We start from the raw sequence: 25,154 nt of genomic DNA, 5'->3' as shown, positions 1-25,154 counted from the left end.
CCCTTTCCGATCAGCCGGGCAGACCGGCACGCAGTGTGGTCGAAATCTGTTCCTGTACGTCTTGTTCGGAGAACTCGAGCACGGCGTCGACGAGGCTCCTGTCCGGGGGACCGTCGCGGTAGGCAGCGCCGAGGGTTTCGGAGATGTCTCGTCGACGCCTACGCAGCGTGTCGACGTCGACGGCCGGCTCGGGGTCGGGTGCGAGTCCGAGCCGCACCGCGAGCTCCTCGGTGCGTTCGCACGCCTGTCCCAGCTGCGTCTCGTCCCACGCGAGACGTTCCGCCAGGTTGTCGAGCTGTTCGAGCACCGCGGCGAGTTCCACCCGGGCGGGTCCGTCCGGGAGGGCCGGAGCGACGCGCCGACCGAGTGTGTCGGTGATCGTGCTCAGCAGCCTGGGCAGGTCTGTCGAATAGACGGTCATGTCAGTTTCCCCATTCTCCGTCGCGGAGCATCTTCGTCAGCCAACCGATGCTGTAGTAGACGCTGTGCGCCATGTTCGAATACCGCAGTTCGTCGCGGTCCCCGCGCTTGTACACATCCACGGCCTGCAAGCATCCGACGGCGGTCTTGACCAGGGACTGGACCGACCACCAGGTGAGTGTCTCGGGGCTCGGCCGCCACCCGCCCGCCGCCTCGTACTCGTCGAGGAACGGCTCGAGTTCGATCAGCTTGCACAGCAGCGGAGATCGACCCCGCGAGGTGCGCTGCGCGAACCAGGCGATGTCGGCGGTGGGATCGGAGAAGTGCGCGGTCTCCCAATCCAGGACCCCGGAGATCGCTCCGTCCTGCACCACCAGGTTCCCGATTCGAAAATCGTTGTGCACCAGACTTACCCGTCCGGACACGGCGTCGCTGCGATGGTCGAGCCACGCACAGGCCAGATCGAGCACCGGGATCGGGATGTCGGTGACCTCGCGGTACGCCCCAGCCCACTTGTCGTTCTCCATCCTGCCGGTATCGGCACCGTCCGGTACCTCCCCGAGCACACTCAACCCCATCGTGCGCGGATCCACGCTATGTAGACGCGCCATCTCCCGGGCGACCTCCCGCCCGAGGTCCGCGCGCTGTCCGGTGTTAGGGATGAGCCGCGACACGGTGTTCGGCATCGGGATGATGCCCGGCACCTTCGCCATCACGAAAAACCCACGCTCGCCGCGTGTCTCGCCGCGATGTGCGATCACCGCCGGAACCCGCATCCCGGTGCGCGCCGCCGCCTCGAGCAGCGCCACTTCCCGCACGACGTCGTAGTCGCCGGTGATGCCGCTGATCGGCTGGCGCTTGACCGCGAATGTGTCGGTATGCGGGTCGCCGGTGGCGGTCCACTCCGCGGTGACCAGATAGGTTTCCCACGAATTGCCCTCGCCGCGCTGGTCGATGTCGGTCAATCGCAGGGTTCCGCCGGCGGACAACGCAGCATCCAGTGATGCGGTCAGCTCGGCGAAGAAGTCGTCGTGCTCGGTAGTAGGGATGCCTGCCTCGGCCACGGTCGTCACGGAAAGCCTCACTCGTTGTCGGTCGTCAAAAGATGGTCGGATTCGGGCCGCCACCATCGACGACCAGGTGCTGGCCGGTCACGTACCCCGAATCCGGAGAGACCAGGAATGCCACGGTGCCGGCTACGTCCTCGGGCCGGCAGACCCGGCCGAATGGCGACTCGGCGTCGAGGTCGCCGATGTCGGCGCCCTTCGCAGCGGACACCAGACGCTTGCCCATCTCGGTGGCGATCAGTCCGGGGGCCACGATATTCGCGTGGATGCCGTAACGCCGCTCCTCCCGGGCGATCGTGCGGATACACGTCTCCATCGCGGCCTTCGCCATCGTGTACGGAGCCGAGTTCGGCGGAGCAGACATCGTCGTGTTACTCGAGATCATCACGATGTCGCCGCGTCCCACCGCGCCGGACCCAGCCTTGCGCATGTCGGGGAGTAACTGCTGGATCAGGCCGATCGGGCCCAGCGCGTGCACGTGCAGCTGTTGCAGGTAGTCGGCATGCGGCGTGGACGCGACATCCTGACCGCGGCTGGCCGACCCGGCGTTGCTCACGATCAGATCGACTGGACCGAGATCAGACCGGATCGCCACCACCATGTCCGCGACGGCGGCCTCGTCGTCGATCGACGCGCGGTAGGCCGCCGCGCGGCCTCCGGCTGCGATGATCTGCTCGACCACCTCGTCGGCGGCCGCCGCGTCGCGCCGGTAGTTCACGGCCACCGCGGCGCCGTCATTGGCCAGCCGCAGTGCGACGGCTCGGCCGACTCCGCGCGAGCCCCCCGTGACGAGCGCGGTACGTCCGGCGAGCGGGCCTGCGTTCGGTGTGCCGTTCATCGGGTCACCACCGCCCGACCGACCAGATCCTTCATCACTTCGTTCGCTCCTCCGTAGATTCTTTGGATGCGTGCATCGCGCCAGATCCGCGCGATCGGATATTCCTCCATGTAGCCGTAGCCGCCGAACAACTGCAGGCACCGGTCGACCACCTCCCACTGCAGTTCGGTGGCCTTGTACTTGATGCCCGCAGCGTCGTCCGCGGTGAGGTCGCCGCGATTCAGCGCTTCGACGCATCCGTCGACGTAGTGCTGGAGGACCTGGATGTCGGTGTGCATTTCCGCGATCGCCATACGCACCGACTGCAGATCGGCCAGAGGTGCACCGAAGGCCACCCGGGAGCGGACGTGGTCGAGCGCGAGGCCCAGTGCGTGTGCGGCGGACGCGACTCCGGACACCGCGATCGACAGCCGCTCGCGCGGCAGGTTTGCGATCGCCGATCCGAATCCGCGACCGGGCTCACCGACGATGTTCGCGACGGGTACCCGGCAGTCGGTGAACACCAGCTCGGCGGTGTCCTGCGCCTTGCGGCCGATCTTGTGCATCGGTCGGCCGCGTTCGAATCCCGGTGTTCCGTTCTCGACCACGACGAACGACGTCCCGCGTCCGTCCCGCTCTCCGGTCCGCACCAGTACGATCACCAGGTCGCAGGTGGCGCCGCTGGTGATGAACGTCTTGGTGCCGTTGATGATCAGATCGTCGCCATCGCGCACCGCGCTCGTCCGTATCGACGCCAGGTCCGAGCCGGCGCCGGGCTCGGTCATGCCGAGGGCCGTCACGCATTCGCCCCGAGTGAACTTCGGGAGCCAGCGTTGCTTCTGTTCATCGGTGGTGAGGTCGCGCAGATACGGGACGATGATGTCGTTCTGCATGCTGAAGGTGTCGCCGGCCATGCCGGAGCGCACGACCTCCTCGGTCATCACGGCGTTGTAGCGGAAGTCCGAGATTCCGAGGCCACCGAACTCCGGATCGAATTCGAAACCGAGGTAACCGGATTTGGCTGCCGTGGTGATGAAGTCCCGGTCGACGGTCCCGGCCTGTTCCCATTTGTCGACGTTCGGCACGGCCTCCCGGTCGAGCAGCGCGCGAAACGCGGACCGGAACGCCTCGTGTTCCGGGGTGTAGATGCTCCTTCGCACGAATCAGCCCTCCCTCAGCGAGGCCGGCGGGGTGAACCGCGGCCCGTACGCGTCGGCGAGTTCCTGCGCGCGGCGAACGAACGCCTCGGTGCCACCGGGGTATCCGGCGATGAACTGGCTGGTGCCGCCGGTCCAGGTCGGGAATCCGATGCCCAGCAGCGACCCGACGTTCGCATCGGCGGTCGAGCGGAGGATCCCGTCCTCGTGGCAACGCACCGTCTCGAGCACCTCGGCGAACAGCAGGCGATCACGCAGGTCGGTCAGGTCGGCACGTTCGCCGCTGACCGGGAAGCGCTCGGCAAGGCCCGGCCACAACGAACCGCGCCGGCCGTCCGGGTACTCGTAGAAACCGCCACCGGCCACCCGGCTGGGACGGCCCAGCTCCTCGACCATCGCGGTGAGCACCGTGTCGCCGGGATGATCGGCGAGCTCGGCGCCCTGCTGCTGTGCGACCTCGCGGAACTGCCCGCGGATCTTCAGCGGCAACGACAGGGTGAGCTCGTCGAGCAGCGCCAGGGTGCCCACGGGATAGCCGGCCTGCAGCGATGCCTGCTCGATCGACTGGGGGTCGATGCCCTCACCGATCATCGCGGCGGCCTCCACGAGACGCTGCAGGATGACCCGGCTGGTGAAGAAGCCGCGTCCGTCTCCGACGACGATCGGGGTCTTGCGCATCTGCAGCGCGATGTCGAAGGCCTTCGCGAGGGTCGCATCGCTGGTCTTGTCGCCGACGATGATCTCGATCAGTTCCATGCGATCGACGGGCGAGAAGAAGTGCAGTCCGATGAAGTCGTCGGGTCGCGGAAGTTCGCTCGCCAGCTCAGTGATGGGGAGGGTGGAGGTGTTCGAGGCAAGCACGGCCTCCGGCGCCACCACGTCGAGTACCTCCGCGAAGACCGTGCGCTTGAGGTCCGGATCCTCGAACACCGCTTCGATCACCAGGTCGGCGTCGGCGAGGTCGGCGACCGATGCGGTCGGTGTGATGAGGTTCAGGATCGCATCGGCGTCCTCCCGGGTGCGCTTGCCGGCATCGACCTGCTTGCCCAGCACCTTGCGGGCATAGTCCTTGCCACGTTCCGCGGCGGCGATGTCGATGTCCTTGAGCGCCACCCGCATTCCGACGAGAGCGCACGACAGGGCCACGCCGGCGCCCATCATGCCGGCACCGAGTACGGCGACGAAGTTCGCGCGGTGGGCGGGGAAGCCCTCCGGGCGGCTCGCGCCGGACTTGATGGTCTGCTTGTCGAAGAAGGTGCCCTGGATGATGTTCTTCGAGATCGGGCCTGTGGCCAGGTCGACGAAGTACCGGGTCTCGATCGCGGACGCGGTGTCGAAGTCGACCTGGGTGCTCTCGACGGCCGCGGCGAGAATGTCGGCCTGCGCCGGCATCGGCGATCCCTTGTGGCGGGCGCGCAGAGTCGACGCTCGCAGCGGCAATGTCGCCTCGACGGCGGGATCGTATGCCGTTCCGCCGGGGATCGGTGCCTTCCGGTCCCACGGCTGGGTTGCCGCCGGATTCTCCGAGATCCATTCCTGCGCAGCAGGTACGAGCAAATCCGCGTCGGGGACGACGCGATCGATCAGGCCCAGTTCGAGCGCATCCTGCACCCGGTGTGCGGTTCCGGGCAGCAGGACCTTGTCGAGCGCGACGTCCAGGCCGAGCAGGCGCACGGTGCGCACGACGCCACCGCCGCCGGGCAGCAGACCGAGGGTGACCTCGGGAAGCCCGATCCGCAGCGCCGCCGAATCCACCGCGATGCGATGGTGGCACGCGAGCGCGATCTCGAAACCGCCGCCGAGTGCGCTGCCGCCGAGTGCGGCAACCACCGGGACACCGAGGGTCTCGAGCCGTCGCAGCATCGCCTTCGCGCCGTCCGCGAATGCGGTCAGCTCGCCCGCCTGCTCGGGTGTCGTCGCGAGCAGGTCACCGAGATCACCGCCGGCGAAAAACGTCTTCTTGGCGGAGGTGAGGATCACGCCGGTCAGGTCGGGTCCGAGGGCGGCGAGCCGATCGAGGGCTGCGGACAGGGATGCGGACCAGGCCGCGGTCATCGTATTGACCGACTGTGTGGGGTCGTCGAACGTCAGGACGACGACCCCGGATTCGGTCTGTTCCCAGGTGATGGTCTCGGTGGTGGTGTCTGTGCTGGTCACGGCGCTGGCCTCGCTCATGGTGTGGTCACGATTGTCTCGGTGCGATGTCTGTCGGGGGAAAATGTCGGTCACGTGCACTCACACCCGCTCGACGATCGTCGCGATACCCATGCCGCCGCCGACGCACAGCGTCACCAGTCCGCGGTGCAGATCACGACGCTCGAGTTCGTCGACCATCGTCGAGATCAGCATCGCGCCGGTCGCGCCGAGCGGATGCCCCATGGCGATCGCGCCCCCGTTGACATTGACCTTCTCGTGCGGAAGATCGAGGTCTCGCATGAAACGCAAGGCGACCGAGGAGAAGGCCTCGTTGATCTCGAACAGGTCGATGTCGTCGACGCTCAGTCCGGCGACCTCGAGGGCCTTGCGGCTCGCCGGGGCCGGCCCGGTCAGCATGATCGTCGGGTCGGAGCCGCTCACCGCACCCGCGACGATGCGGGCGCGCGGTGTCAGGCCGAGTTCGGTGCCGACCTGTTCGTTTCCGAGTGCGACGAGCGCGGCGCCGTCGACGATGCCCGACGAGTTACCGCCGGTGTGCACGTGTTCGATCCGCTCGACCCAGTGGTACTTCTGCAGCGCGACCGCGTCGAAGCCGGCTGCACCGAGCCCCACGAACGCGGGCTTGATCCGGCCGAGCGACTCGACGGTCGTGCCCCGGCGGATGTGCTCGTCGTGGCCGAGGATGGTCTGTCCGTTCCGGTCGAGCACCGGCACGATCGAGCGCGCGAATCGGCCCTCGTCCCAGGCGGTTGCGGCGCGGCGCTGCGATTCGACGGCGAACGCGTCGACGTCCTCGCGGGTGAAGCCTTCGAGGGTCGCGATGAGGTCGGCGCCGATGCCCTGCGGGACGAACCCGGTGGTCAGGTTGGTCTCCGGGTCGTTGGCCCATGCACCGCCGTCCGATCCCATCGGAACACGGGACATGCTTTCGACGCCGCCGGCGAGGACCAGCGACTCCCACCCCGATGCCACCTTCTGTGACGCGGTGTTGACGGCCTCGAGACCGGATGCGCAAAATCGGTTCATCTGCACCCCGGCCACGGTGTCGGGCAGGCCGGCGGCGATCGCCGCGGTACGCGCGATGTCGGCTCCCTGATCGCGCAACGGTCCGACCACGCCGAGGATCAGATCGTCCACGCGCTTGGGGTCGAGGCCCGGGTTGCGGTCCTGAAGCGCCTGCAGCAGACCGACGACCAGAGAGATGGGCTTGACGCCGTGCAGGGCTCCGCCTCGTCCACGCCCTCGCGGGGTGCGGAAGGCGTCGTACACGTACACGTCATGGGGCATTTCGAATCCTGTTCTCGAGGTGGTGCGGTCGCGCCGGAAGGGGTCCGGACGTCAAGCGCGCGATGCTGCGGCGTCCGCGGTCGTCCAGTACGCGTCGCGGAGCGGTTTCTTGTAGAGCTTGCCGGTGGGCAGCCTGGGCATTTCGTCGGTGAAGTCGAACGATCTGGGGCACTTGAACTTCGCGAGATTCGCTCGGCAGAACTCACTCAGCTCGGCCGCCAGGCCGGAATCGGCCTGTGCCGGGTCGACGGCTTGGATCACGGCCTTGACGGCCTCGCCGAAGTCCTCGTCCGGGACGCCGAAGACGGCGGCGTCCATGACTTTCGGGTGGGTGACGAGCAGATTTTCGATCTCCTGGGGATAGATGTTGACCCCACCGGAGATGATGACGAACGCCTGGCGGTCGGTGAGGTAGAGGAATCCGTCCTCGTCGAGGTAGCCGATGTCGCCGATCCTGGACATCGTGCCGGTGGGGTCCTTGGCCTCGGCCGTCTTGCCGGGGTCGTTGAAATATTCGAAACCGCTGCCCTCGCCGCGGAACCAGATGTTGCCGGCGACGCCGGGTGGGCACTCGTTGCCCTCGTCGTCGAGGATCACCGGTTCGCCCATGAACGGTCTGCCGACGGTTCCCTTGTGCGCCAGCCATTCTTCGGGGGTGCATCCGCACATGCCGTTGGCCTCGGTGCCGCCGTAGTACTCGTAGATCACCGGGCCCCACCAGTCGAGCATGGCCTCTTTCACCGCGACCGGGCAGGGAGCGGCTCCGTGCACCACGACTTCGAGCGACGAGATGTCGTGGTTGCGCTTGTCCTCGGGCAGCTTGAGCATCCGGGAGAACATCGTCGGTACGACCATCGAGTGTGTGATGCGGTGCTGCTCCACGAGTTCGAGGTACTGCTCGGCGTCGAACTTCTCCATCACCACGATTGTCGCTCCCAGGCGCAGGCCGATCGCGACCGTCGACTGCGGACCCGAGTGGTACAGCGGGGCCGGCGAGAGGAACCGCATCCCCTCACGCAGATGGAACAGCTTGCGGCCGAAATCCTCGATCGCCAGGATTTCGCCAGGATGCGCTTCGGGCACAGCGCGTTTGATCGCCTTGGGGCGACCTGTCGTTCCGGACGAGTAGAACATCGGCGTGCCGAGCCGCTCGTGCTCGCCGGGTTCCGTCCCGAAACCGGCGACGGCGGCACTGTAGGACTCGTACGGTCCCGTCAGAGCAATCGAGCCCGGATCGGCGTCGGCCATGAGCCAACGAGTCACCTTCGGGCACAACTCAGGAAAGTCCCGGGCAACAGTCGCTTTCGCCGCCGTAGTGAGGACGAGCCTGGACTGCGAGTCGTCGATGATGTACGCGGCCTCGGACGCCGACAGGAACGAATTGACCGGAGTGTAGAACAGCCCCGAGCGCTCTGCTGCGGACATCGCCACGATCATCTCCATGTTGTTCTCCATGAACAACGCGATGTGATCGCCCGGACCGAGCCCCTCGGAGCGAAACAGCGCGGCCAGACGATTGGCGCGTGCGTCGAGGTCTGCGTAGGTCAGAACCTCACCGCGGGGGGCCATGATGATCGCCGGTCGGTCGGGATGTGTGGTGGCATAGCGCCCGGGGTACATAACGGGACTCCTATCGGACGGTCGTATGAGGGACGAGGTGGCGCAGTGTGTTCAGGGGTGGATGGGACGCAGGAACTCCGCGACCGCCCAGCCGCCGTGACCACCGGCCAAGTCGACGGTCATCTGAGCCATCCGGACGGCGCGGTCCTCGGTTCGCTGGGTGACCGGTACGAAATGCCGGATCGCCCCGTCGACGACGATCGTCGGTAGTCCTTCTGCGGTGATGATGCCGACATGGCGTCCGTTGTAGGTGGATTCGCCCGCGTAGTCGGTGTGCACCGTGTAGTCGGTGATCGGGTGCGCCACGCCGTCGGTCGTGAGTACCGCGCCGGCGGACACCCGGTTCCCGGACTTCTCGTATTCACCGTACGCACTGAACGCGGTGCCGTCGGCAAGCCAGCCGGCCAGCCACTCACCGGTGTACGACGCCCACTCCCGCGGACCCCACGAGTGGTCGCGGAACGAGGTGACCTTGTCGAGCACCCAGGTGCGGTTGCCGACCCGGATGGTGCCTGAAAGGTGTCCGAACTGTTCGTAGTGGTCGCTGGCGATGACGGAACTTCCCGGTGTGCAGTCGCCGTCACCGTCGCTGTTGATGACGAACATCGGGCTCGACGCCTCGTAGGACAGCGAGATCTCGCATTCCTCCGACGGCGCATTCTTGAGCGCGATGCGGCCGTTCTCCGCCATCAACGACGGATGTACCACGCGTGCAACGGTATCGCGGTAGGTAATCTCCGCGGTCCGTGTAGGTTCCTTGATCGTGATCTCCAGGCCCTGACCGGAGAAGCCGTCGTTCGTCTCGCACGGGGTCCGCCCCGCCCTGAACGCGATGGCTCCGCCGGGCAGGGTCAGCTGCACCGATGTCTCGCTGTACCCGAGATTCGGTCGGTTACCGATCCGGACGAGTCCACCGAGCTGCGAGATGGGGTCGACGAAGTTGAAGTAGACGCTCTCGTTGAAATTGGGGATGCCGGCGAAATCGTGGGTTCCCTCCGCATCGGCGCCGTACTTGCACACGGTGAACGGTTCGGTCGTCATAGCACTCCTCAGGTCGATTAGCTTCGATGTCAGAATTTTTCGGCCGGTGACGGATCCAGGGGCGGGAAGACTGCCGGTCGACGTTCGAGGAACGACAGGATCCCTTCCCGCGCGTCTTTCGAGTCGACTCGGCCGGCGTAGGTACGGGATTCGTCCGCCGCCGCCGGACCCGGATGTGCGTGCTGCCAACCCGAGGCCAGGAGCCGCTTGGACAGGGCCACCGAGGTCGGAGACGTCTCGTGGACGAACTGCTCCGCGTACGCCCGGGCCGCCGACATCACCTGATCCGCGGGCACCACCCGGGTGAGATACCCGGCCTCGTACCCCTCGGCGGCGTCGAAGACCCGGCCGGTCAGAATCCAGTCGGTCGCGCGCCCGACCCCGACGAGTCGAGGCAGGAACCACGACGACGCGCCCTCGGGGACCACTCCCCGACGGGTGAAGACGAATCCGAATCGGGCGTCCTCACTGGCGATCCGAATGTCCATCGCCGCCGCGATCGTCGCGCCACCCCCGATCGCATGCCCGTTGAGAGCCGCGATCACAGGCTTCTGCATCGCGAAGAGCCGTTCACTGATCCGTCCCGCGGGTTCTCGGTAACCGGTGGGAGTGTGCCCGTCGGTGTCCTCGACCAGCGCCCGGGAAAGAGTTTCCGGACCGTCCAGGGCCGCACCGACGGAGAACTCGTCGCCGGCGCCGGTGACGATCACGGCCCGCACCTGGGGATCGCGGTCGGCACGATCGAGGATGCGCAGCAGGTCGACCAGCATCCCCACGCGCATCCCGTTGCGGCGCTCGGGGGCATCGAGGGTTAGGACGGCCACGCCGTCGGACACCTCATAGCGCACGTCCTCGTAGTCGAGCGCAGCCTCTTCGTCTTGCACGGACATGTCCGTCACAGCCCTCCGCCGCAGACCAGGACCTGGCCGGTGATGTAGCTCGATTCGGGGCTGCACAGCAGGTAGACCGCGCCGGCCGCTTCTTCGACAGTGCCTGCCCGTCCGAGGGCGATCTGCTTGGTGGCCGCGTCCATCACGGCGGGATCGACACCGACCTTGATGTCACGGTCCTCGACCTTGATGGTCTTCTCCTCGGTGGTCACCGACGTCAGCCGGGTGTTGATCACGCCGTACGCGACGGCGTTGGACGTGACGTTGTACCGTCCCCACTCCTTGGCGATCGTCTTCGTCAACCCGACCATCCCGGCCTTCGCCGACGAGTAGTTCGCCTGTCCCGGATTGCCCTGCAGGCCGGAAGTAGACGAAATGTTCACGACCTTGCGGCACGGCACGAGGCCGGCCTCGCGCTCGCGCTTGACTGCGGCGCTGATGACCGGCTGGGCCGCACGCAGGATGCGGAACGGGGCGGTGAGATGCACGTCGACGATGTCCGCCCACTGCTGGTCGGTCATCTTCTGGATCACGTTGTCCCAGGTATAGCCGGCGTTGTTGACGATAATGTCGATTCCGCCGAAGTTGTCCACAGCTGCGGCGACGAAGCGATCGGCGAAGGCAGGGTCGGTGACGCTACCGACGCACGCGACGGCCTGTCCGCCGAGGGCTTCGATCTCGGCGACCACTTCCTTGGCAGGTTCTGCATCGAGATCGTTGACCACGATCCGGGCACCTTCGGATGCCAGCTTCACGGCGACCGCGCGCCCGATACCGCGGCCCGATCCGGAGACCAGTGCCACTTTGTCCTGCAGTTTGTGGACGCTCACGTGCTTCCTCCTGAGATGTCTGCGTCGAGCGCTCGGCCGCCGATCGCGGCGGCGTCGTTACGCCGAGAATTGTGTTGTGACCCCAGTCACTGGGGTGAATACTAACTTCGCCGCTGTTGCGCGTCAATGGCTACTTTTACTCGGTCTTTGCGGCAATTGTTAGTCATGAATATGTATAGTCGTTGGGAGTACCCACGGAAACCACTTCGAACGAAAGGCAGGCCCCATGAGAAACGTCTGCATCAGCGGCGTCGGAATGATGCCGTTCACCAAACCTGGCAGAAGCGAGACGTACGACCGGATGGGTGCCGCGGCAGCAGCAGCGGCGCTGAAGGACGCCGGTCTCGAATACACCGACGTACAGCAAGCTTTCGTCGGTTACGTGTACGGCGATTCGACGTCGGGTCAGAATGCTCTCTACGAGATCGGAATGACCGGCATCCCGGTCGTCAACGTCAACAACAACTGTTCGACGGGATCGAGCGCCCTGTGGCTCGCACGCCAGGCGGTAGCCTCGGGGTCGGCGGAATGTGTTCTCGCTCTGGGCTTCGAGCAGATGCAGCCCGGCGCTCTCGTCAACGGTTACGGTGATCGTCCGAGCCCCACCGCACGCGGGGAGAACGTCGCCGCGTCGATGCCGGGCGGCGACGAGAACGCCCCGATGGCCGCGAAGCTCTTCGGCGGCGCTGGACTCGAATACATGTCGCGCTACGGCGTATCCGCCGAATTGTTCGGCCGTGTATCGGTGAAGGCGCGCGCACACGCGGCCCAGAACCCCCTTGCGGTGTTCCGTGATCCGATCGATCTGCCCACGGTGATGTCGTCGAAGCAGATCTGGGGACCGCTGACCCTCCTGATGTGCTGCCCGCCGACCAACGGCGCGGCCGCCGCCATCGTGTGCAGCGAAGAGTTCGCCCGCGCCCACGGACTGGACGCAAGCGTCCGAATCCGCGCCCAGTCGATGGTCACCGACCTGACCGGCACCTTCGACACCACCGACATGATGCGGGTCGCCGGATACGACATGACAGCCAAGGCCGCGGCCGAGGTGTACGAACAGTCCGGCGTCGATCCGCTGGACATCCCCGTCGTGGAACTACACGACTGCTTCAGCACCAACGAGGTGATTACGTACGAGGGCCTCGGCCTCACCCCCGAGGGCACCGCGGAGAAATTCGTGCTCGACGGCGACAACACCTACGGCGGGCGGGTCGTGACAAACCCCTCCGGCGGCCTCCTCTCCAAGGGACATCCCCTCGGCGCCACCGGGCTGGCACAATGCGCCGAACTGGTGTGGCACCTGCGCGGGCAAGCCGGGGACCGTCAGGTCGAAGGAGCGCGAATCGCGTTGCAGCACAACCTCGGTCTCGGTGGCGCCTGCGTCGTCACCATGTACGAGAAGGTGGACTGATGTCACTCGACCACGCAATCCTCGATGTCACGGTTCCGCCGATCGTCACCGACGTCGAACGGGGCCGGATCCGGCAGTTCGCCATCGCAATCGGCGAGGAGAACCCGATCTACCGCGATCGTGATGCCGCCGTCGCCGCCGGCCACCCGGACGTACTCGCACCCCCCACCTTCCTGTTCGGCCTCGAACTCGAGAACTCGAACGTCTTCGCCGATCTCGCGGCCCACGGAGTGGATCTCGGCAACGTCCTGCACGGCGAGCAGCGGTTCCGCTACTTCGCCGACGTCCACGCCGGCGACCGGGTCACCTTCGAATCCGCATATGTCGACGCCTACACCAAGGCCGGAGGCGCACTCGACTTCCTCGTGCGTCGCAGCACCGTGACCCGCGACGGCACCGTCGTGGCAGAACTCGAGAGCGTCAGCGTCATCAAGAATCCCGAGGGTAAGAAATGACCTCATTCACACCCACCGCCTCCGACGTCGTAGCCGAGTTGAAGCCCGGTGCCATCTCACGTACGACCCTGGCGTTGTTCGCCGGTGCCTCCGGCGACCACAACCCGATCCACATCGACATCGACTCGGCGAAAGCCTCCGGGATGGAGGACGTCTTCGCCCACGGCATGTTGTCGATGGCCTATCTGGGACGTCTGCTCACTGACTGGATTCCCCAGAGCCGCATCCTGGAACTGTCCACACGGTTCACCGCCATCACGCCGGTCCATGCCGAGCCCGTGTTGACCGCAACGGTCAAGGAGATCGCCGCGGTCGACGGTGAGCAGCGTGCCCACCTGGACCTGAACGTGGTACTCGCCGACGGAACCCGAACCCTGACGGGCGCTGCGGTAGTGGCGTGGTCTGATCCCGATTCACCGGGGAATGCGACACTGGTTCCATGACCGAGCCGAGCGGGAAGAACTGAGATGTCACGATCGACAGCGGCACGTACTGACGTCGAAGACGTTGCCACACCGTCACCTGGACGCGGGAGCGCGCGCACCGAGCAGATCGCACGGGCCGCGGCCAACCTCTTTCAGGAGTTGGGCTATCAGAATGTCAGTATCGATCAGATCGGCGCCGCCGTCGGCCTGACAGGCCCCGCCGTCTACCGGCACTTCAAAGGCAAGCACGGCATTCTCGTGCATGCTCTGATGAGCCAAGTTCGGCTCGTGGACGAGCTCAACGCCCGCGCCGACCAGAAAGGCTCGACCGCGCAGGAACAGCTCGACCTGTTCCTCGAAGGACTCGCAGATCTCACCGCAAACGGTGACGAGGCGACGTTGTGGCGGCGCGAGCAACGGCATCTCGAACCCGCCGAACGCGAGCAGTTCCGTGGCCACTTCGCTGCTAATCAACACCGAATTGCCGCCAAAATCAGGGCGGCGAACCCCGCGATCGACGCACACAAGGCCGAATTGCTCGGCTTCGCAGTCCTGGCGGTGTACTCGAATACTCCCGACATCCGTGGCAGTCTGTCGGCGGAACGGTTGATGGAGATCCAATCGGCGCTGGCCAAGTCGATCCTCGGCTGCAACCTGCCCGCCCCTGATCCCGACGCCGGTTCGGCGCCGCTTCTCGTTCCCCGGCAGCCTGCAGGGCGCCGCGAACGGATCATCGATGCCTCGGCGAAGTTGTTCGACGAGCGGGGGTTCTACGACGTGCGGATCGACGACATTGCCAAGGCGTCGGAGATGTCGGTAGCGACGTTGTATCAGCACGTGACCGGTAAGGCTCAGGTGCTCCGCGCAGTGCTGGAGCGGGGCGCGGAAGGTCTTCTCTACGTGACCGCCGACGCGCTCGCGCTCGCTACCACTCCGGACGAGGTGCTCGACGCCTTGATTCGCACCTACGTCCGTCAGGCGCTCGGTATCCACGGACGGATCATGCACATCCTCTCTACCGACCTGCTATACCTGTCCGACGAGGAACAATCCGCGCTCCGCGAGACCCAGCGCGAATACGTCGCCGAATGGATCGCTGCCATCTGCGCACTCTCCGACGAGCTGGCCACCTCCGACGCACGCGCTCTTGCTCAGGCCGTGATCGGTGTCGTGACCGACGTGGCGCAAACACCCCAGCTCCGGGAACGCCCGGGACTCGCCGGGGAACTGACAGTCCTCGCGCGGGCAATGGCGCTGCCGCCGAGTCTCGTTCCGAAATAGCCACCCCCGAACCCTGAGAAGGGCACATATCTCATGTCCGAAATTGAACCGCGCAGCGCGGTCGTGGTAGGCGGTGCCTCCGGCATCGGTGCTGCCATCGCACGAGCGCTCGCCGCCGACGGAGCAACCGTCACTGTGGCCGACCGAAACGTCGACCAGGCCAAAGAACTCGCCGCCGAACTCGGTCCCACCCACCACGCGGCGCAGGTCGACGTCACCGACGAAAACTCGATCCTCAGATTGTTCGAATCGGTACGCGCAGCACGCGGCCGAGTAGATATCGCCGTGAACAGTGCAGGCATCAGCGTCGCCGGATCCATCACTGATCTTCCCGTCGACAAGTTCCGTCTCGTCGTCGACGTCTGTCTCACAGGGGCATTCTTGGTAATCAAGCACGCAGCCCGAGCGATGGACAACGGCGGGGTGATCATCTCCCTGTCCTCACTCAACGCACGGCAACCCGGCACCGGGATGAGCGCGTACTGCTCGGCCAAGGCGGGGCTCGCGATGCTGACCGAGGTCGCCGCGCTCGAGCTGGCCCCCCGGGGGATCAGAGTCAACGCGATCGCGCCGGGCATCGTCATGACCCCGCTGACCACGCCGTCGATGTCTGTCCCCGGCCTCGAGGACGACTACCTCGCCAACACGCCGCTCGGCAGATCAGGCACCCCCGAGGAGATCGCCGACGCGGCCATCTACATGACCCACGCGTCATGGCTCACCGGTGAGAGCCTCGATCTGAACGGCGGGGCACACCTGGTGAAGTACCCGGACCTGTTGACGCATTTCCGCCGAGCCACCGCCTGACACCACCCGGTGGCACGCGATCTCACCCGTGCACGACGTTCCGCCCTCCGCTCCCATCACGCCCGGCGCCGATTGCAGCGGAGCGCGGATTCGTCGTGCGCACCGCGGACGGTCTATTACTCACCGAAACTGACATACATTCAGAATTATCACTAACATTCGCAGTCAGAATGACTCCGGCCGACACCGCTTCCTGGCACGACTGCCCCTCCTGGCGGGAGATGAAACGACGGGCCAATGTGCCGAATTCGATTCTTTTGCAGAACCATTCGTGCACACTCAAGGAGAAGACACCGTCGACTTCCATCTCACACCGGAGATCGACCAAAGATTTTCATTGACGGCCGGTCGACGCCATGTCACGATATGATCGTTCACAGACTATGTGCCGCCCGTCACACTCTCACGGGTCGCCCCTCCGGTTCGGTCGATCACAGCAGTCACCCGTTCATCGGCTGCACGAATCCCGGACCGAATGTCACGGCACTTCCGCCGCTATCGAAGGAGCACACATGACAACCACACCGGCCGGCGACGTACTCGGCACCGACACAGCCTCCGACACCGGGGGTCACCCCGCCTTTCCGTTCGGCCGTACGTGCCCGTTCGCGCCGAACGACAAGTATCAGTCGTTCAGCGACGACAATCTGCAGAAGGTGGACTTCAAGGGCACCCCCGGATGGCTCGTCACCGGGTACAACAACATGCGCACGGTTCTCGCCGATCCCCGCATGAGCGTGCGCGGGATCGACGATTCCTCGCGCGGCGACGACGGCGAGCAGGCAGTTCCCGGCTTCTTCGTCGCGATGGACCCACCGCAGCACGACGACCTGCGCAGGATCCTGGCGAAGGAGTTCACTCCGCGTCGCATGGCAGCGATGCGCCCGACGATCGAGCGGATCGCCAACGATTTGATCGACGAGATCCTGAAGTCCGACGAACCCGTCGACATCATCGACGCGCTCGCTCTGCCGCTCCCGTCGCTGGTCATCTGCGAGCTGCTCGGCGTCCCCTACGACAGGCACGACTTCTTCCAGGAACGCACCCGCGCCGTTCTCGCAGCCGGCAGCACTCCCGAACAGGTCGGCGCGGCCATCGGCGACGTCATGACCTACCTCGCCGAGCTGGTGACCATCAAGCAGGAAAACCCCGGCGACGACCTGGTCAGCCTACTGGTCAAGCACATCGAGTCGGGCGACCTCAGCGTGATCGACGTCGCGGGCATGTCCACCTTCCTGCTCATGGCCGGCCACGAAACGACCGGCAACATGATCGGCCTCGGCCTTTTCGCGTTGCTCGAACACCCCGACCAACTCGCCGAGCTGCGTGAGGACCCCGAACTCATGCCGCAGGCTGTCGAAGAACTGCTGCGCCACCTCGACATCATCGGAAGCCTCCCCCGGACCGCGACCGAGGACCTCGAAATCGACGGCCAGCGGATCGCCAAGGGCGAATTGCTGATGTTCTCGACCGAGGCGGGCAACCGCGACCCGTCGGTGTTCGACGAGCCGAACCGCCTCGACTTCCATCGGGATGCAAGCCGGCACCTGACGTTCGGACACGGCATCCACACCTGCCTGGGCGCGCCGCTGGCGCGACTCGAGCTGCAGGTCGTGTACTCGCTTCTTCTCGAGCGCATCCCGTCCCTGCGCCTGGCCGTCCCCGCATCGGACATCAAGCTCAAAAACGATGCCCGAATCTTCGGCGTCCACGAACTCCCCATCATGTGGGACCGACCGTAACAACACAACGACGCATCAGGCGGAAAGGAGAAATCCCGTGACGACCCACAACGACAGCGACTTCGACACCGTCGTCGAGGATGATGAGTTCGATGTCGTCGTCGAGCGCATCGAGCCCGCCGCCACCGACGTCAAAGCGCTCGTCCTGCGACCGGTCACCGGCACGACGCTTCCCACCTGGACGCCCGGATCACACATCGATGTCCTCCTTCCGTCGGGAACGGTCCGCCAGTACTCCCTGTGCGGCGATACCTCGGATCACGATGCGTGGCGGATCGCCGTCCTTCGGGAACCACCGGGGAGAGGCCGTGGCGGGTCCGAGTACATCCACAACGCCCTGCACCCGGGATCGAAGTTGCGAGTGGGACTACCACGCAACAACTTTCCGCTCGTCGAGTCGACTCGATACCTGTTCATCGCCGGTGGCATCGGGATCACCCCTATCCTCCCGATGATCGCGCACGCCGAGAAGCAACACCTCGACTGGCGGCTCATCTACGGTGGCCGGAACGCCGAGTCGATGGCCTTTCGCGACGAACTCGCGCGGTACGGCGACCGAGTCGAGATCGTTCCCGAGGACCGCACCGGCCCCCTCGACCTGGGCCATACGCTCGGTATTCCGCGGTCCGACACCGCGGTGTACTGCTGCGGTCCCTCCGGACTGCTCCAGGCGGTCGAGGCAGCGTGCAGTTCCTGGCCGGACGGCTCGTTGCACATGGAACGATTCGCGCCGGCCCCATCACAACCGGATTCGGGCGACACGGCCTTCGAGGTCGTCCTCGCAAAACAGGGCCGCACTTTCGTCGTACCACCGGGCGAGACGATCCTGCACACCCTGGAAGCCAACGGCGTCGACGTCCTCTCGTCCTGCCAGCAAGGAATGTGCGGACGCTGCGAGCAAACCGTGCTCGAGGGAACTCCCGACCACAGGGACGAGATTCTCACACCCGAGGAACGAGCCGCGGGCGAATTCATCCTGATCTGCGTGTCCCGGTGCCACGGCGACCGCCTGGTACTGAATCTGTGATCCCACAAAGAAATCCGAAAAGGAGTAAGCAAATGGGCCGTGTAGAGGGAAAGGTCGCCATCGTCACCGGGGCAACCAGTGTCGAGCCGGGAGGCCTCAACATTGGTGGCGCCACCGCAACCGAACTGGCCTCCGAGGGCGCCCGAGTCGTTCTCGCCGACATCAACGTCGACGGAGCCGAACGCCTCGCGAAGATCCTCAACGATCGCCACGGTGACAAGACCGCACTGGCGGTCGGCATCGACCTGCGGCACGAAGACCAGATCGAGAAGCTCGTCCAGCGCACCGTCGACTACTTCGGCGCACCCGACATCGTCGTCAACAACGCGGGCATCTTCCCTGGCGACGACGGTGACGTCGCCACCATGGCCATTGAAGTGTGGGACAACGTCATGGCCGTCAATGTCCGAGCCGCCATGCTGCTCACCAAACACGCTCTTCCGCATCTTCGAAAACGCGGCGGCACGATTATCAACACCGCATCGACTCACGCGTTCGCCGGTGACACCAGCCTGACTGGATACGGCGCCACCAAGGCTGCGCTCATCGCGTTGACAAAGTACACCGCCACCCAGTACGGGAAGGAAGGCGTGCGTTGCAACGCGATCTGCCCAGGCACCACCACCACACCCCCTGCCCTGGCCTTGCCACAGGAGATCAAAGATGTCTACGTTCGGCACACGATGAGTCCAAAACTCAACGGCCCCAGCGAACTAGGAAAGGTCTACCTGTTCCTCGCATCGGACGAGTCGCGCGGTATAAATGGGGAGGAAATACGCGTCGACGGCGGCCTCCTCGCCCACCAGCCGTTCGTCCCAGACATGCAAATGCTGGGGATGACAAACGCACCCGAACAATAGGTGCCCCGTGCTTACCTCCGTCGATCCGGCACAGAAACGTGCCTGGGTGGTGATGGCTGTGCACCGACGACTCTTCCTGCGTTGACCTCACCAGGGTCGCGCTGATGCGGTCCGAATGGGTGTAGATGATCAGGGGTGGTGCCGCGGAGAAACTCGATGATGAAGAGCGAGAGCCCGGTGTCGTCGGCGAGGTCGATCGTCGGCAAGGAGGGCGCGGACACAGCGGAGGATCGGGATGTTGTTCATCACCGCTTTCTACACCGGCTCGAACGACACCCGCCAACTGACGAGCAGAATGCTCCCCCGCAGCGGGACTCGGTTCCGCTCGGTGGCCCAGCGGGACTCGGTTCCGCTCGGTGGCCCAGCGGGACTCGGTTCCGCTCGGTGGCCCAGCGGATCAGCTTGCCGACCGCGTTGCGGTGTCCGACGTCCTGCTTGATCGTGAGTAATTCCCCGTTGCGGGTGAAGAACCCAGCCCGCGTGCAAGGCCCTATGGTCTCGAACACACGTTGCCGACCGGCAAAGTGGTAGGGCATTTCCGCGATCCTCGCGGCCGTCACCCGCACATGCCCGGTGGCCGGTGTGGAAACTGCAGTCGCGGTTCGCGGTCCAGCTCGCAAGAATGTTGCCGGTGAATGCCTGGTCCGCTGCCGGATCGCGTTCAGCGACGTCTTCCGCACAACTCCGCACGAGGAGGTGGTGTGAAAATTGCGTTCGATTCAGTTGTCGAGCAGAAACACTCCGGGTGCGAGAGTTACGTCGAGGACGTTGTAGGTGTTGACACCGTTGGCGTCGACGCTGCTGGACCCTAGGCCATAACCTGGTTCACACAAGACCCCACGAAGCTTCCATACGCCGCACACTTATGTGCGGAACACTTGTTGAAAGGTACCGACTCATGGGACAACTCGAGAACAAGGTCGCATTCATCACCGGCGCTGCGCGTGGGCAAGGACGGAGTCACGCGATCCGGCTGGCACGGGAGGGGGCCGATATCATCGCAGTCGACATCTGTCGCCCAGTCGAGACCGTTCCGTACCCCACGGCCACTCCGGACGATCTCGCGGAGACGGTCCGACAGGTGAAGGCATTGGGCCGTCGGGTAGTCGCCGCCGAAGCCGACGTTCGGGATCTCGAGGGCCTGAAATCGGCGGTCGACGACGGGGTCGACCAACTCGGCCGTCTCGACATCGTGCTGGCGAATGCGGGGATCTCCGCACCTGCGTCCACACTCGAGATGTCCGAAGAAGTGTGGTCGACGATGATCGACATCAACCTCACAGGCGTGTGGAAAACGTGCAAAGTTGCTGTTCCGCACATCATCGCAGGTCGCGAGGGCGGCTCGGTGGTCATCACCAGCTCGCTGGCGGCCTTGAAGGCGAACGAGAACATCGCTCACTATTCCGCAGCCAAGGCGGGACTCATCGGATTGATGAGAGTGCTCGCAAAAGAACTTGCGCCGAGCCAGATTCGTGTTAACACGGTCCATCCGACCACGGTGGCCACAGAAATGATTCTTAACGACACCACCTACCGACTCTTCCGGCCGGATCTCGCGCATCCCACCAGAAACGACTTCGAGGAAGCCGCGGGCACTCTTAACGCACTGCCGGTCGCCGTCACGGAGGTTGAAGACATCTCACACGCTATCGTGTACCTCGTTGCTGGCAGTGGCCGCTACGTCACCGGCACGACACATGTCGTCGACGCTGGCGGACTGCTCTGACGCCACTGCTGCGTATGTCAGCACGGTCAGAGGCGCGTGGCCTGCCGCCGACCGCGCGTACGACCGAACGGAACCGCGTCCCACTGAGCCGGAGTATGGTGAATTCGACGAGAACGCCGACAGATGTAGCTGCGCGTGCCGCATCGATTTGTAAGCGTTTCATCGCCCGCTCGTGCTACCGGGCCGGCTGATGCGAGTTCGCGGCTCGATTGTTCAGGTACTTGAATCGTCGATGCTCGACGGAGTCGAGCAGGTCGCGATGCGCGACAGTGTAGCTAGCCAGCTTGTCGGTGACCAGCACACGTATCGCACTCCCTTGAGCAGCTTAAAGGAAGAATTGCTTCCGGGAAGGCTCTATGCCAGTGCGTTCATGTCGTCCCATCCGTCGACGTGTTTCCGAGCCACGCAACGTACCGTTTGGCTGTCTCGCTAGGTGAATTCGTCGGTCACCCCGCGACGAGGACCCGTTGGCTAATGCCGCCGAGCGCCGGCGATTCCTTCACGAACCGCGAGATCAGTTACGATGCCATCTTCATCGATCATCGTGGGTGTCACCGGCAGGTGGACGCACGCTTCCTCGACGATCGCGGCACCCGTGTAGTTCAGCACCAGTCGCAGAGATGCGTGGGCGCCGGCCGCGTTCGTCGCGTTGGCGGAAACGTTGATCCACACGGTGGGCTTGTCACCGACCTCGATGCCACCCACAGTCCAGTCGAGCAGATTCTTGAACGATCCGGGCAGCGCCCCTGCGTATTCTGGCGTGCAGATCAGCAGCGCAGCTGCACTGTCGATCTGTTGCCGTAGGTGGACCACCGCCTCCGGCAACGGATCGTGGTCGTCGTCCGGGTTGAAGTGTGGAAGTTCTCCCATCTCGAGGTACAGCACGCCGCGGAAGTTAACAGGGACCAGAGTTTCGACCGTGCGCAGGAGTGCCGAGTTGCTCGACTTGCCGCGCAGGCTCCCAGAAACCAGCAGGATGTCCGACATAGTTCACACCTTCCAATTGACTGCAGATGAATGCGCACTATGCATTACTCAACGTCGATGGTTGCGCGATCAAGGCGGGGCCGACAGCTAGTTGTATGAGGCCATAACGTTGGTGACACCGGCGTGGAGCTTGCGCGCGGGTGGCCGGTTTCCGGCGGCAGTGTGAGGTCGATGGTAGTTGTAGTGCACGTTCCACACTTCGAGAGCTTGTGAGCGCTGCTGCTCGCTGGTCCAGGTTCGGGCGTAGAGGAATTCCTCGGACAGGATCGAAGTTGTAGCGCTCGACCTTGCCATTGTGCCGTGGGGTGTATGGGGGTGATCCGCTGGTGGCGCGCGCCGTGCAGGACCTTGGCGAAGTCTTTCGCGCGGTAGCATGAGCCGTTGTCGGTGACGACCCGATTGATGTGGCCGATGCCGTGTGCAGCGAAGAACACCCGGGCTCGATGCATGAATCCGATTGCCGTGGATGCTTTCTCATCAGTCAAAGCCTCGGTGTAGGCAAGGCGGGAGAACCCGTCGACGGCGGAGTGCAGGTACACGTATCCGGCGCGGGCTCCGGCAGCCTTGGCGCGTTCGACGGCCTTCGCCTGGTCAAAGCCCTTGCCGTGGGCACGCCAGCCACCGCCTTCCGGTATCCGTCCGACTTCGGCCCGCGTCGCCGTGCAACTCGAAGTATGCGAGGCCTTCAAGTCGCGGCGGGAAGTGTCAGTTCGCCGTCCGCACAGCACAGCCACGTCCGAGCAGATCGGTTGCCGACCGGTCATGAGCTCGCATATGTGGGCACGAACCAGCGCTCCAAATCGCGCGGTCGGCATCGTCAGTCCATCGATCCGCTGCTGCGGATCGATCATCGTCACCAGGACATAGAACTCCCGCGCAGCGTCCCCGCGGGTTCCGCCCTGCGCGGTACCGAGCTTCCACCCCGCCAGGCGCGCCTTGTGCTGATGCATGATCGCCATCAACGAGCGGAGATCGCCGACATCCTTTGCAGCTGACCGGCTTTGCCACGCAATCGCCTTCAGGACCACCGCGGCCTCGACGTTAGGAACCAGCACATCGAAGACCAGCGTGTCGCCCCGGTGCAGGCGCGCATGGACCGACACCTAGACAGGTGGGGCGGCCGTCGTTGCTCGCCGACGTCGTTGCCGCGGCCCTGGGTGTGTGCGAGACAGGTCGGCGCGGCCGGTGCGGGAGGTGCTGGTGGACTTCCTCGACCTGAGGCGTCTGCTTGCTCCTCGCGATCGACAACTGCGAGCAAGTGATCGATGCAGTAGCCGCGCTGACCAAGACGCTGCTCAGGGCGTGCCCCGAGCTGAAGATTCTCACCACGAGCCGTGAACCCCTCGGTATCGGCGGTGAGACGGCGCTGCGGGTTCCTCCCCTAGCAGCGCCGGATCCGGACCGTCCGTCCTCATTGCAGGGTCTTCCCGGACACGACGCGGTGACGTTGTTCACCCAACGAGCGACCTCCTCGATGCCGGATTTCAGGCTGACCGACGACAACACGGGGGCGGTAGCCCGGATCTGCGGGTAGCCCGACTGGTGGCTCGGGGAATGACAAACAAGGCAATCGCGTCCGAACTCGTCATCGCCCAGCGAACGGCTCGAGGACACGTAGAGCACGAACTCGCCAAGCTCGGCTTCACCTCCTGCGCGCAGATCGCGGCATGGGTGGTGGAACACGGCAGCCACGGGTGAGGGTAGGTCGCCCTCTATGTGGATCGACCAAGGCTGTGCACCTGATCGGTGATCCAGCCGTGCTTCGGCAAGAAGTTCGAGCGCGGCGTGTGACGAACGCAGATCCGAGCAGGTTCCTTCGGAATGCATATGCATTACGGGCACGTGACAGTCACGGCTCATCGATGCTGCGATGCGTCTCAGCGGCGAAGCGCCCCGCTCAAATTGCCAACCACTAGGTCGCCTGTTGGCGACCTCGCTACAGGCCCGTGACAGACGACGGGAATCCATAGATGCCGCTGCCCAGAACGCGAGGATCGCTATCCCGCGCCCGCAAACTGGTCAAAACGCTTCCCCTTTTCCGGACGTCACTGTAAATGACGTCACTCCCTTCGTCCGGCTCATTCGGATGACCCGATCGTGGACGCCATCCGTCCTGCACTGACCGTGCCGACGATAGGCGACATGCCCCGTAGGCGACTGCCGTCGATTAGAGCGGCGCTTGCCCGTCGAACTCGTGATATAGGGCGGGGAGGAATTGGGCGAGGTGATGCATCTCCTGGCCGCAGTGCAACAGCAGCTCCCGCGCGGAATCCATATCGGTAGCGATGTCCCTAGGGTCGAGGGACGGCCCCCGCTCGACGGCGGCGACGGCGTTGCGGATGTCGGGAAGTCGTAGGCCCCACATGCCGAGATAGAAACGGCTTCGCATTTCACATCCTCCGGCAATCGGACGGACCTGGTGTGCAAGCCATCCGACGTCTAAGGGGGCGACAGCACTGCCGACTCTAGCCAGGATCGTCGTGTGGTCATCGGGCACCTCGAAGCCGTGGGCGAGTGGGTTCTGGAACGCGATCCTCAACTGCTGTAGTTTCGGGCCGATGTACTCGTCGACGTAGGAAGCGTTCCCGATGTACTTGGCTCGGTCAGGGATCGGCTCGGCGGTGTTGTCCACTGCGAGGCCGGCGTATAAGTGCGCGTCCGGATGCCACAGCTTGTATCGGGCGGATTCTGCCGAGTGCCAGCCGAACCACCAGTCCCACATCGCCGCCGTGACGCCCGGCATCTCGGTGTGCACGGCCACCCACACCTTGCCCGAAGTTGCCCTGCCATAGCCGGTCTCGATCGGTGAAGAACCGGTCGCGGCGAGTTCGGTCTGCAGTGTCGAGACTTCCGGGATTTCATGCGCGGGAGTCGGCGGGCCGGCGTAGGCCGCGGCAACCGAAGGCGTAGCGGGCAACGTCCGATCCGCCATGAACTTCGCATACGGCCTCGCCCAATCCTCAGGCGAGTAGCCGCGATAACGGGCGGCGGACACCGGACGCGCACGAGCCGCGCCCGCTCTCAGGCCCGCGGCCCCAGACCCGACCACGAGAACTCCGAGAACAAGGGCCGCACGGCGGGTTACACCCGCATCTCTCAACATCCGTTGAGAGTACGCCCCTGGTGGGAGCCCGTACCCGAGTTGAC

The 25,154-nt window shown here is 64.9% G+C and carries 23 protein-coding genes and 3 pseudogenes; 11 read left to right on the top strand and 15 right to left on the bottom strand.

The genetic code is table 11. The features are described 5' to 3' along the window. Positions 1-10: 10 nt before the first annotated feature. The 10 genes from JQT59_RS21135 to JQT59_RS21090 all read right to left on the bottom strand — a co-directional run bounded on the left by JQT59_RS21135 (position 11) and on the right by JQT59_RS21090 (position 11,286). On the bottom strand, positions 11-421 hold the full coding sequence (locus JQT59_RS21135; protein ID WP_213571864.1) for a hypothetical protein: 411 nt from the start codon (positions 419-421) through the stop codon (positions 11-13). Between the two features lies 1 nt (position 422). Beyond that, positions 423-1,493, bottom strand: coding sequence for a phosphotransferase family protein (locus JQT59_RS21130; RefSeq protein ID WP_249353705.1), 1,071 nt, complete (start codon positions 1,491-1,493; stop codon positions 423-425). A 25-nt stretch (positions 1,494-1,518) separates the two neighbouring features. Further along, positions 1,519-2,325, bottom strand: coding sequence for an SDR family NAD(P)-dependent oxidoreductase (locus JQT59_RS21125; protein ID WP_213571862.1), 807 nt, complete (start codon positions 2,323-2,325; stop codon positions 1,519-1,521). Then, positions 2,322-3,464, bottom strand: coding sequence for an acyl-CoA dehydrogenase family protein (locus JQT59_RS21120; RefSeq protein WP_213571861.1), 1,143 nt, complete (start codon positions 3,462-3,464; stop codon positions 2,322-2,324). Before JQT59_RS21120 ends, JQT59_RS21125 begins: the two co-directional genes overlap by 4 nt. 3 nt (positions 3,465-3,467) lie before the next feature. Further along, a complete protein-coding gene (locus JQT59_RS21115; RefSeq protein WP_249353703.1) occupies positions 3,468-5,618 on the bottom strand; it encodes a 3-hydroxyacyl-CoA dehydrogenase NAD-binding domain-containing protein in 2,151 nt (716 codons plus the stop codon). A 78-nt stretch (positions 5,619-5,696) separates the two neighbouring features. Then, positions 5,697-6,905: an acetyl-CoA C-acetyltransferase gene (locus JQT59_RS21110; RefSeq protein WP_213571859.1), complete on the bottom strand. Its 1,209-nt coding sequence runs from the start codon at positions 6,903-6,905 to the stop codon at positions 5,697-5,699. A gap of 51 nt (positions 6,906-6,956) precedes the next feature. Beyond that, the gene (locus JQT59_RS21105) at positions 6,957-8,525 is read right to left on the bottom strand and encodes an AMP-binding protein (RefSeq protein WP_213571858.1); all 1,569 of its coding nucleotides are present in this window, start codon (positions 8,523-8,525) and stop codon (positions 6,957-6,959) included. 51 nt (positions 8,526-8,576) lie between these two features. Next, positions 8,577-9,566, bottom strand: a complete 990-nt coding sequence (locus JQT59_RS21100) for a DUF7064 domain-containing protein (protein ID WP_213571857.1) — start codon at positions 9,564-9,566, stop codon at positions 8,577-8,579. A gap of 29 nt (positions 9,567-9,595) precedes the next feature. Then, on the bottom strand, positions 9,596-10,456 hold the full coding sequence (locus tag JQT59_RS21095; protein WP_213571856.1) for an enoyl-CoA hydratase-related protein: 861 nt from the start codon (positions 10,454-10,456) through the stop codon (positions 9,596-9,598). 5 nt (positions 10,457-10,461) lie between these two features. Continuing rightward, positions 10,462-11,286 (bottom strand): SDR family NAD(P)-dependent oxidoreductase, encoded by an 825-nt coding sequence (locus JQT59_RS21090; RefSeq protein ID WP_213571855.1) that lies wholly within the window; start codon positions 11,284-11,286, stop codon positions 10,462-10,464. A gap of 226 nt (positions 11,287-11,512) precedes the next feature. On the opposite strand from JQT59_RS21090, the gene JQT59_RS21085 reads away from it, so the two are divergent. The 8 genes from JQT59_RS21085 (at position 11,513) to JQT59_RS21050 (ending at position 19,294) form a co-directional block, all read left to right on the top strand. Then, positions 11,513-12,697, top strand: coding sequence for a lipid-transfer protein (locus JQT59_RS21085; protein WP_213571854.1), 1,185 nt, complete (start codon positions 11,513-11,515; stop codon positions 12,695-12,697). Continuing rightward, on the top strand, positions 12,697-13,152 hold the full coding sequence (locus tag JQT59_RS21080) for a MaoC family dehydratase N-terminal domain-containing protein (RefSeq protein ID WP_213571853.1): 456 nt from the start codon (positions 12,697-12,699) through the stop codon (positions 13,150-13,152). Before JQT59_RS21085 ends, JQT59_RS21080 begins: the two co-directional genes overlap by 1 nt. Then, the gene (locus JQT59_RS21075) at positions 13,149-13,595 is read left to right on the top strand and encodes a MaoC/PaaZ C-terminal domain-containing protein (protein WP_213571852.1); all 447 of its coding nucleotides are present in this window, start codon (positions 13,149-13,151) and stop codon (positions 13,593-13,595) included. Before JQT59_RS21080 ends, JQT59_RS21075 begins: the two co-directional genes overlap by 4 nt. Positions 13,596-13,619: 24 nt before the next feature. Then, positions 13,620-14,858, top strand: a complete 1,239-nt coding sequence (locus JQT59_RS21070; protein ID WP_213571851.1) for a TetR/AcrR family transcriptional regulator — start codon at positions 13,620-13,622, stop codon at positions 14,856-14,858. A gap of 33 nt (positions 14,859-14,891) precedes the next feature. Then, the gene (locus tag JQT59_RS21065) at positions 14,892-15,665 is read left to right on the top strand and encodes an SDR family NAD(P)-dependent oxidoreductase (protein WP_213571850.1); all 774 of its coding nucleotides are present in this window, start codon (positions 14,892-14,894) and stop codon (positions 15,663-15,665) included. Positions 15,666-16,177: 512 nt separating this feature from the next. Continuing rightward, positions 16,178-17,407, top strand: a complete 1,230-nt coding sequence (locus JQT59_RS21060; protein WP_213571849.1) for a cytochrome P450 — start codon at positions 16,178-16,180, stop codon at positions 17,405-17,407. 37 nt (positions 17,408-17,444) lie between these two features. After that, a complete protein-coding gene (locus JQT59_RS21055; RefSeq protein WP_249353701.1) occupies positions 17,445-18,434 on the top strand; it encodes a PDR/VanB family oxidoreductase in 990 nt (329 codons plus the stop codon). 32 nt (positions 18,435-18,466) lie between these two features. Then, positions 18,467-19,294 (top strand): SDR family NAD(P)-dependent oxidoreductase, encoded by an 828-nt coding sequence (locus JQT59_RS21050; RefSeq protein WP_213571847.1) that lies wholly within the window; start codon positions 18,467-18,469, stop codon positions 19,292-19,294. A gap of 245 nt (positions 19,295-19,539) precedes the next feature. Here the strand turns inward: JQT59_RS21050 and JQT59_RS37135 are convergent, their stop codons facing one another. Further along, positions 19,540-19,860 carry a formate dehydrogenase accessory sulfurtransferase FdhD gene (locus tag JQT59_RS37135; RefSeq protein ID WP_349307035.1) on the bottom strand — a complete coding sequence of 107 codons (321 nt, stop codon included), beginning with the start codon at positions 19,858-19,860 and terminating at the stop codon, positions 19,540-19,542. Between the two features lie 332 nt (positions 19,861-20,192). On the opposite strand from JQT59_RS37135, the gene JQT59_RS21040 reads away from it, so the two are divergent. Further along, a complete protein-coding gene (locus JQT59_RS21040) occupies positions 20,193-21,020 on the top strand; it encodes a mycofactocin-coupled SDR family oxidoreductase (RefSeq protein WP_213571846.1) in 828 nt (275 codons plus the stop codon). Between the two features lie 93 nt (positions 21,021-21,113). Here the strand turns inward: JQT59_RS21040 and JQT59_RS38430 are convergent. From JQT59_RS38430 to JQT59_RS21030, 3 genes and pseudogenes are all read right to left on the bottom strand, one after another. Further along, positions 21,114-21,324 (bottom strand): annotated as a pseudogene (locus JQT59_RS38430) (DDE-type integrase/transposase/recombinase); the annotation flags it as partial. 167 nt (positions 21,325-21,491) lie between these two features. Next, complete coding sequence (locus tag JQT59_RS21035; protein ID WP_213571845.1) at positions 21,492-22,007, bottom strand: NADPH-dependent FMN reductase; 516 nt, start codon at positions 22,005-22,007, stop codon at positions 21,492-21,494. A gap of 87 nt (positions 22,008-22,094) precedes the next feature. Continuing rightward, a pseudogene (locus JQT59_RS21030) lies at positions 22,095-22,654 on the bottom strand (integrase core domain-containing protein); the annotation flags it as partial. Between the two features lie 581 nt (positions 22,655-23,235). Between JQT59_RS21030 and JQT59_RS21025 the strand changes: the two are divergent. Next, positions 23,236-23,535: pseudogene (locus JQT59_RS21025) on the top strand (ATP-binding protein); the annotation flags it as partial. Positions 23,536-23,561: 26 nt separating this feature from the next. After that, the gene (locus JQT59_RS21020; protein WP_213571843.1) at positions 23,562-23,705 is read left to right on the top strand and encodes a LuxR C-terminal-related transcriptional regulator; all 144 of its coding nucleotides are present in this window, start codon (positions 23,562-23,564) and stop codon (positions 23,703-23,705) included. 469 nt (positions 23,706-24,174) lie between these two features. Here the strand turns inward: JQT59_RS21020 and JQT59_RS21015 are convergent, their stop codons facing one another. Then, the gene (locus JQT59_RS21015) at positions 24,175-25,110 is read right to left on the bottom strand and encodes a DAPG hydrolase family protein (protein ID WP_213571842.1); all 936 of its coding nucleotides are present in this window, start codon (positions 25,108-25,110) and stop codon (positions 24,175-24,177) included. Positions 25,111-25,154 lie beyond the last annotated feature (44 nt).

The organism is Rhodococcus sp. USK13 (assembly GCF_018343855.1).
Lineage (GTDB): Bacteria > Actinomycetota > Actinomycetes > Mycobacteriales > Mycobacteriaceae > Rhodococcus_F > Rhodococcus_F oxybenzonivorans.
Note: the sequence above shows the minus strand (reverse complement) of the source record. Positions and strands in the feature narration are given on the sequence as shown.

Excerpts from the sequence above, each read along its gene's own strand:
- JQT59_RS21135 (WP_213571864.1), bottom strand. The coding sequence starts at position 421 with ATGACCGTCTATTCGACAGACCTGCCCAGGCTGCTGAGCACGATCACC.
- JQT59_RS21125 (WP_213571862.1), bottom strand. The coding sequence starts at position 2,325 with ATGAACGGCACACCGAACGCAGGCCCGCTCGCCGGACGTACCGCGCTC.
- JQT59_RS21110 (WP_213571859.1), bottom strand. The coding sequence starts at position 6,905 with ATGCCCCATGACGTGTACGTGTACGACGCCTTCCGCACCCCGCGAGGG.
- JQT59_RS21105 (WP_213571858.1), bottom strand. The coding sequence starts at position 8,525 with ATGTACCCCGGGCGCTATGCCACCACACATCCCGACCGACCGGCGATC.
- JQT59_RS21100 (WP_213571857.1), bottom strand. The coding sequence starts at position 9,566 with ATGACGACCGAACCGTTCACCGTGTGCAAGTACGGCGCCGATGCGGAG.
- JQT59_RS21095 (WP_213571856.1), bottom strand. The coding sequence starts at position 10,456 with ATGTCCGTGCAAGACGAAGAGGCTGCGCTCGACTACGAGGACGTGCGC.
- JQT59_RS21085 (WP_213571854.1), top strand. The coding sequence starts at position 11,513 with ATGAGAAACGTCTGCATCAGCGGCGTCGGAATGATGCCGTTCACCAAA.
- JQT59_RS21080 (WP_213571853.1), top strand. The coding sequence starts at position 12,697 with ATGTCACTCGACCACGCAATCCTCGATGTCACGGTTCCGCCGATCGTC.
- JQT59_RS21075 (WP_213571852.1), top strand. The coding sequence starts at position 13,149 with ATGACCTCATTCACACCCACCGCCTCCGACGTCGTAGCCGAGTTGAAG.
- JQT59_RS21070 (WP_213571851.1), top strand. The coding sequence starts at position 13,620 with ATGTCACGATCGACAGCGGCACGTACTGACGTCGAAGACGTTGCCACA.
- JQT59_RS21065 (WP_213571850.1), top strand. The coding sequence starts at position 14,892 with ATGTCCGAAATTGAACCGCGCAGCGCGGTCGTGGTAGGCGGTGCCTCC.
- JQT59_RS21060 (WP_213571849.1), top strand. The coding sequence starts at position 16,178 with ATGACAACCACACCGGCCGGCGACGTACTCGGCACCGACACAGCCTCC.
- JQT59_RS21050 (WP_213571847.1), top strand. The coding sequence starts at position 18,467 with ATGGGCCGTGTAGAGGGAAAGGTCGCCATCGTCACCGGGGCAACCAGT.
- JQT59_RS21040 (WP_213571846.1), top strand. The coding sequence starts at position 20,193 with ATGGGACAACTCGAGAACAAGGTCGCATTCATCACCGGCGCTGCGCGT.
- JQT59_RS21035 (WP_213571845.1), bottom strand. The coding sequence starts at position 22,007 with ATGTCGGACATCCTGCTGGTTTCTGGGAGCCTGCGCGGCAAGTCGAGC.
- JQT59_RS21020 (WP_213571843.1), top strand. The coding sequence starts at position 23,562 with ATGACAAACAAGGCAATCGCGTCCGAACTCGTCATCGCCCAGCGAACG.
- JQT59_RS21015 (WP_213571842.1), bottom strand. The coding sequence starts at position 25,110 with ATGTTGAGAGATGCGGGTGTAACCCGCCGTGCGGCCCTTGTTCTCGGA.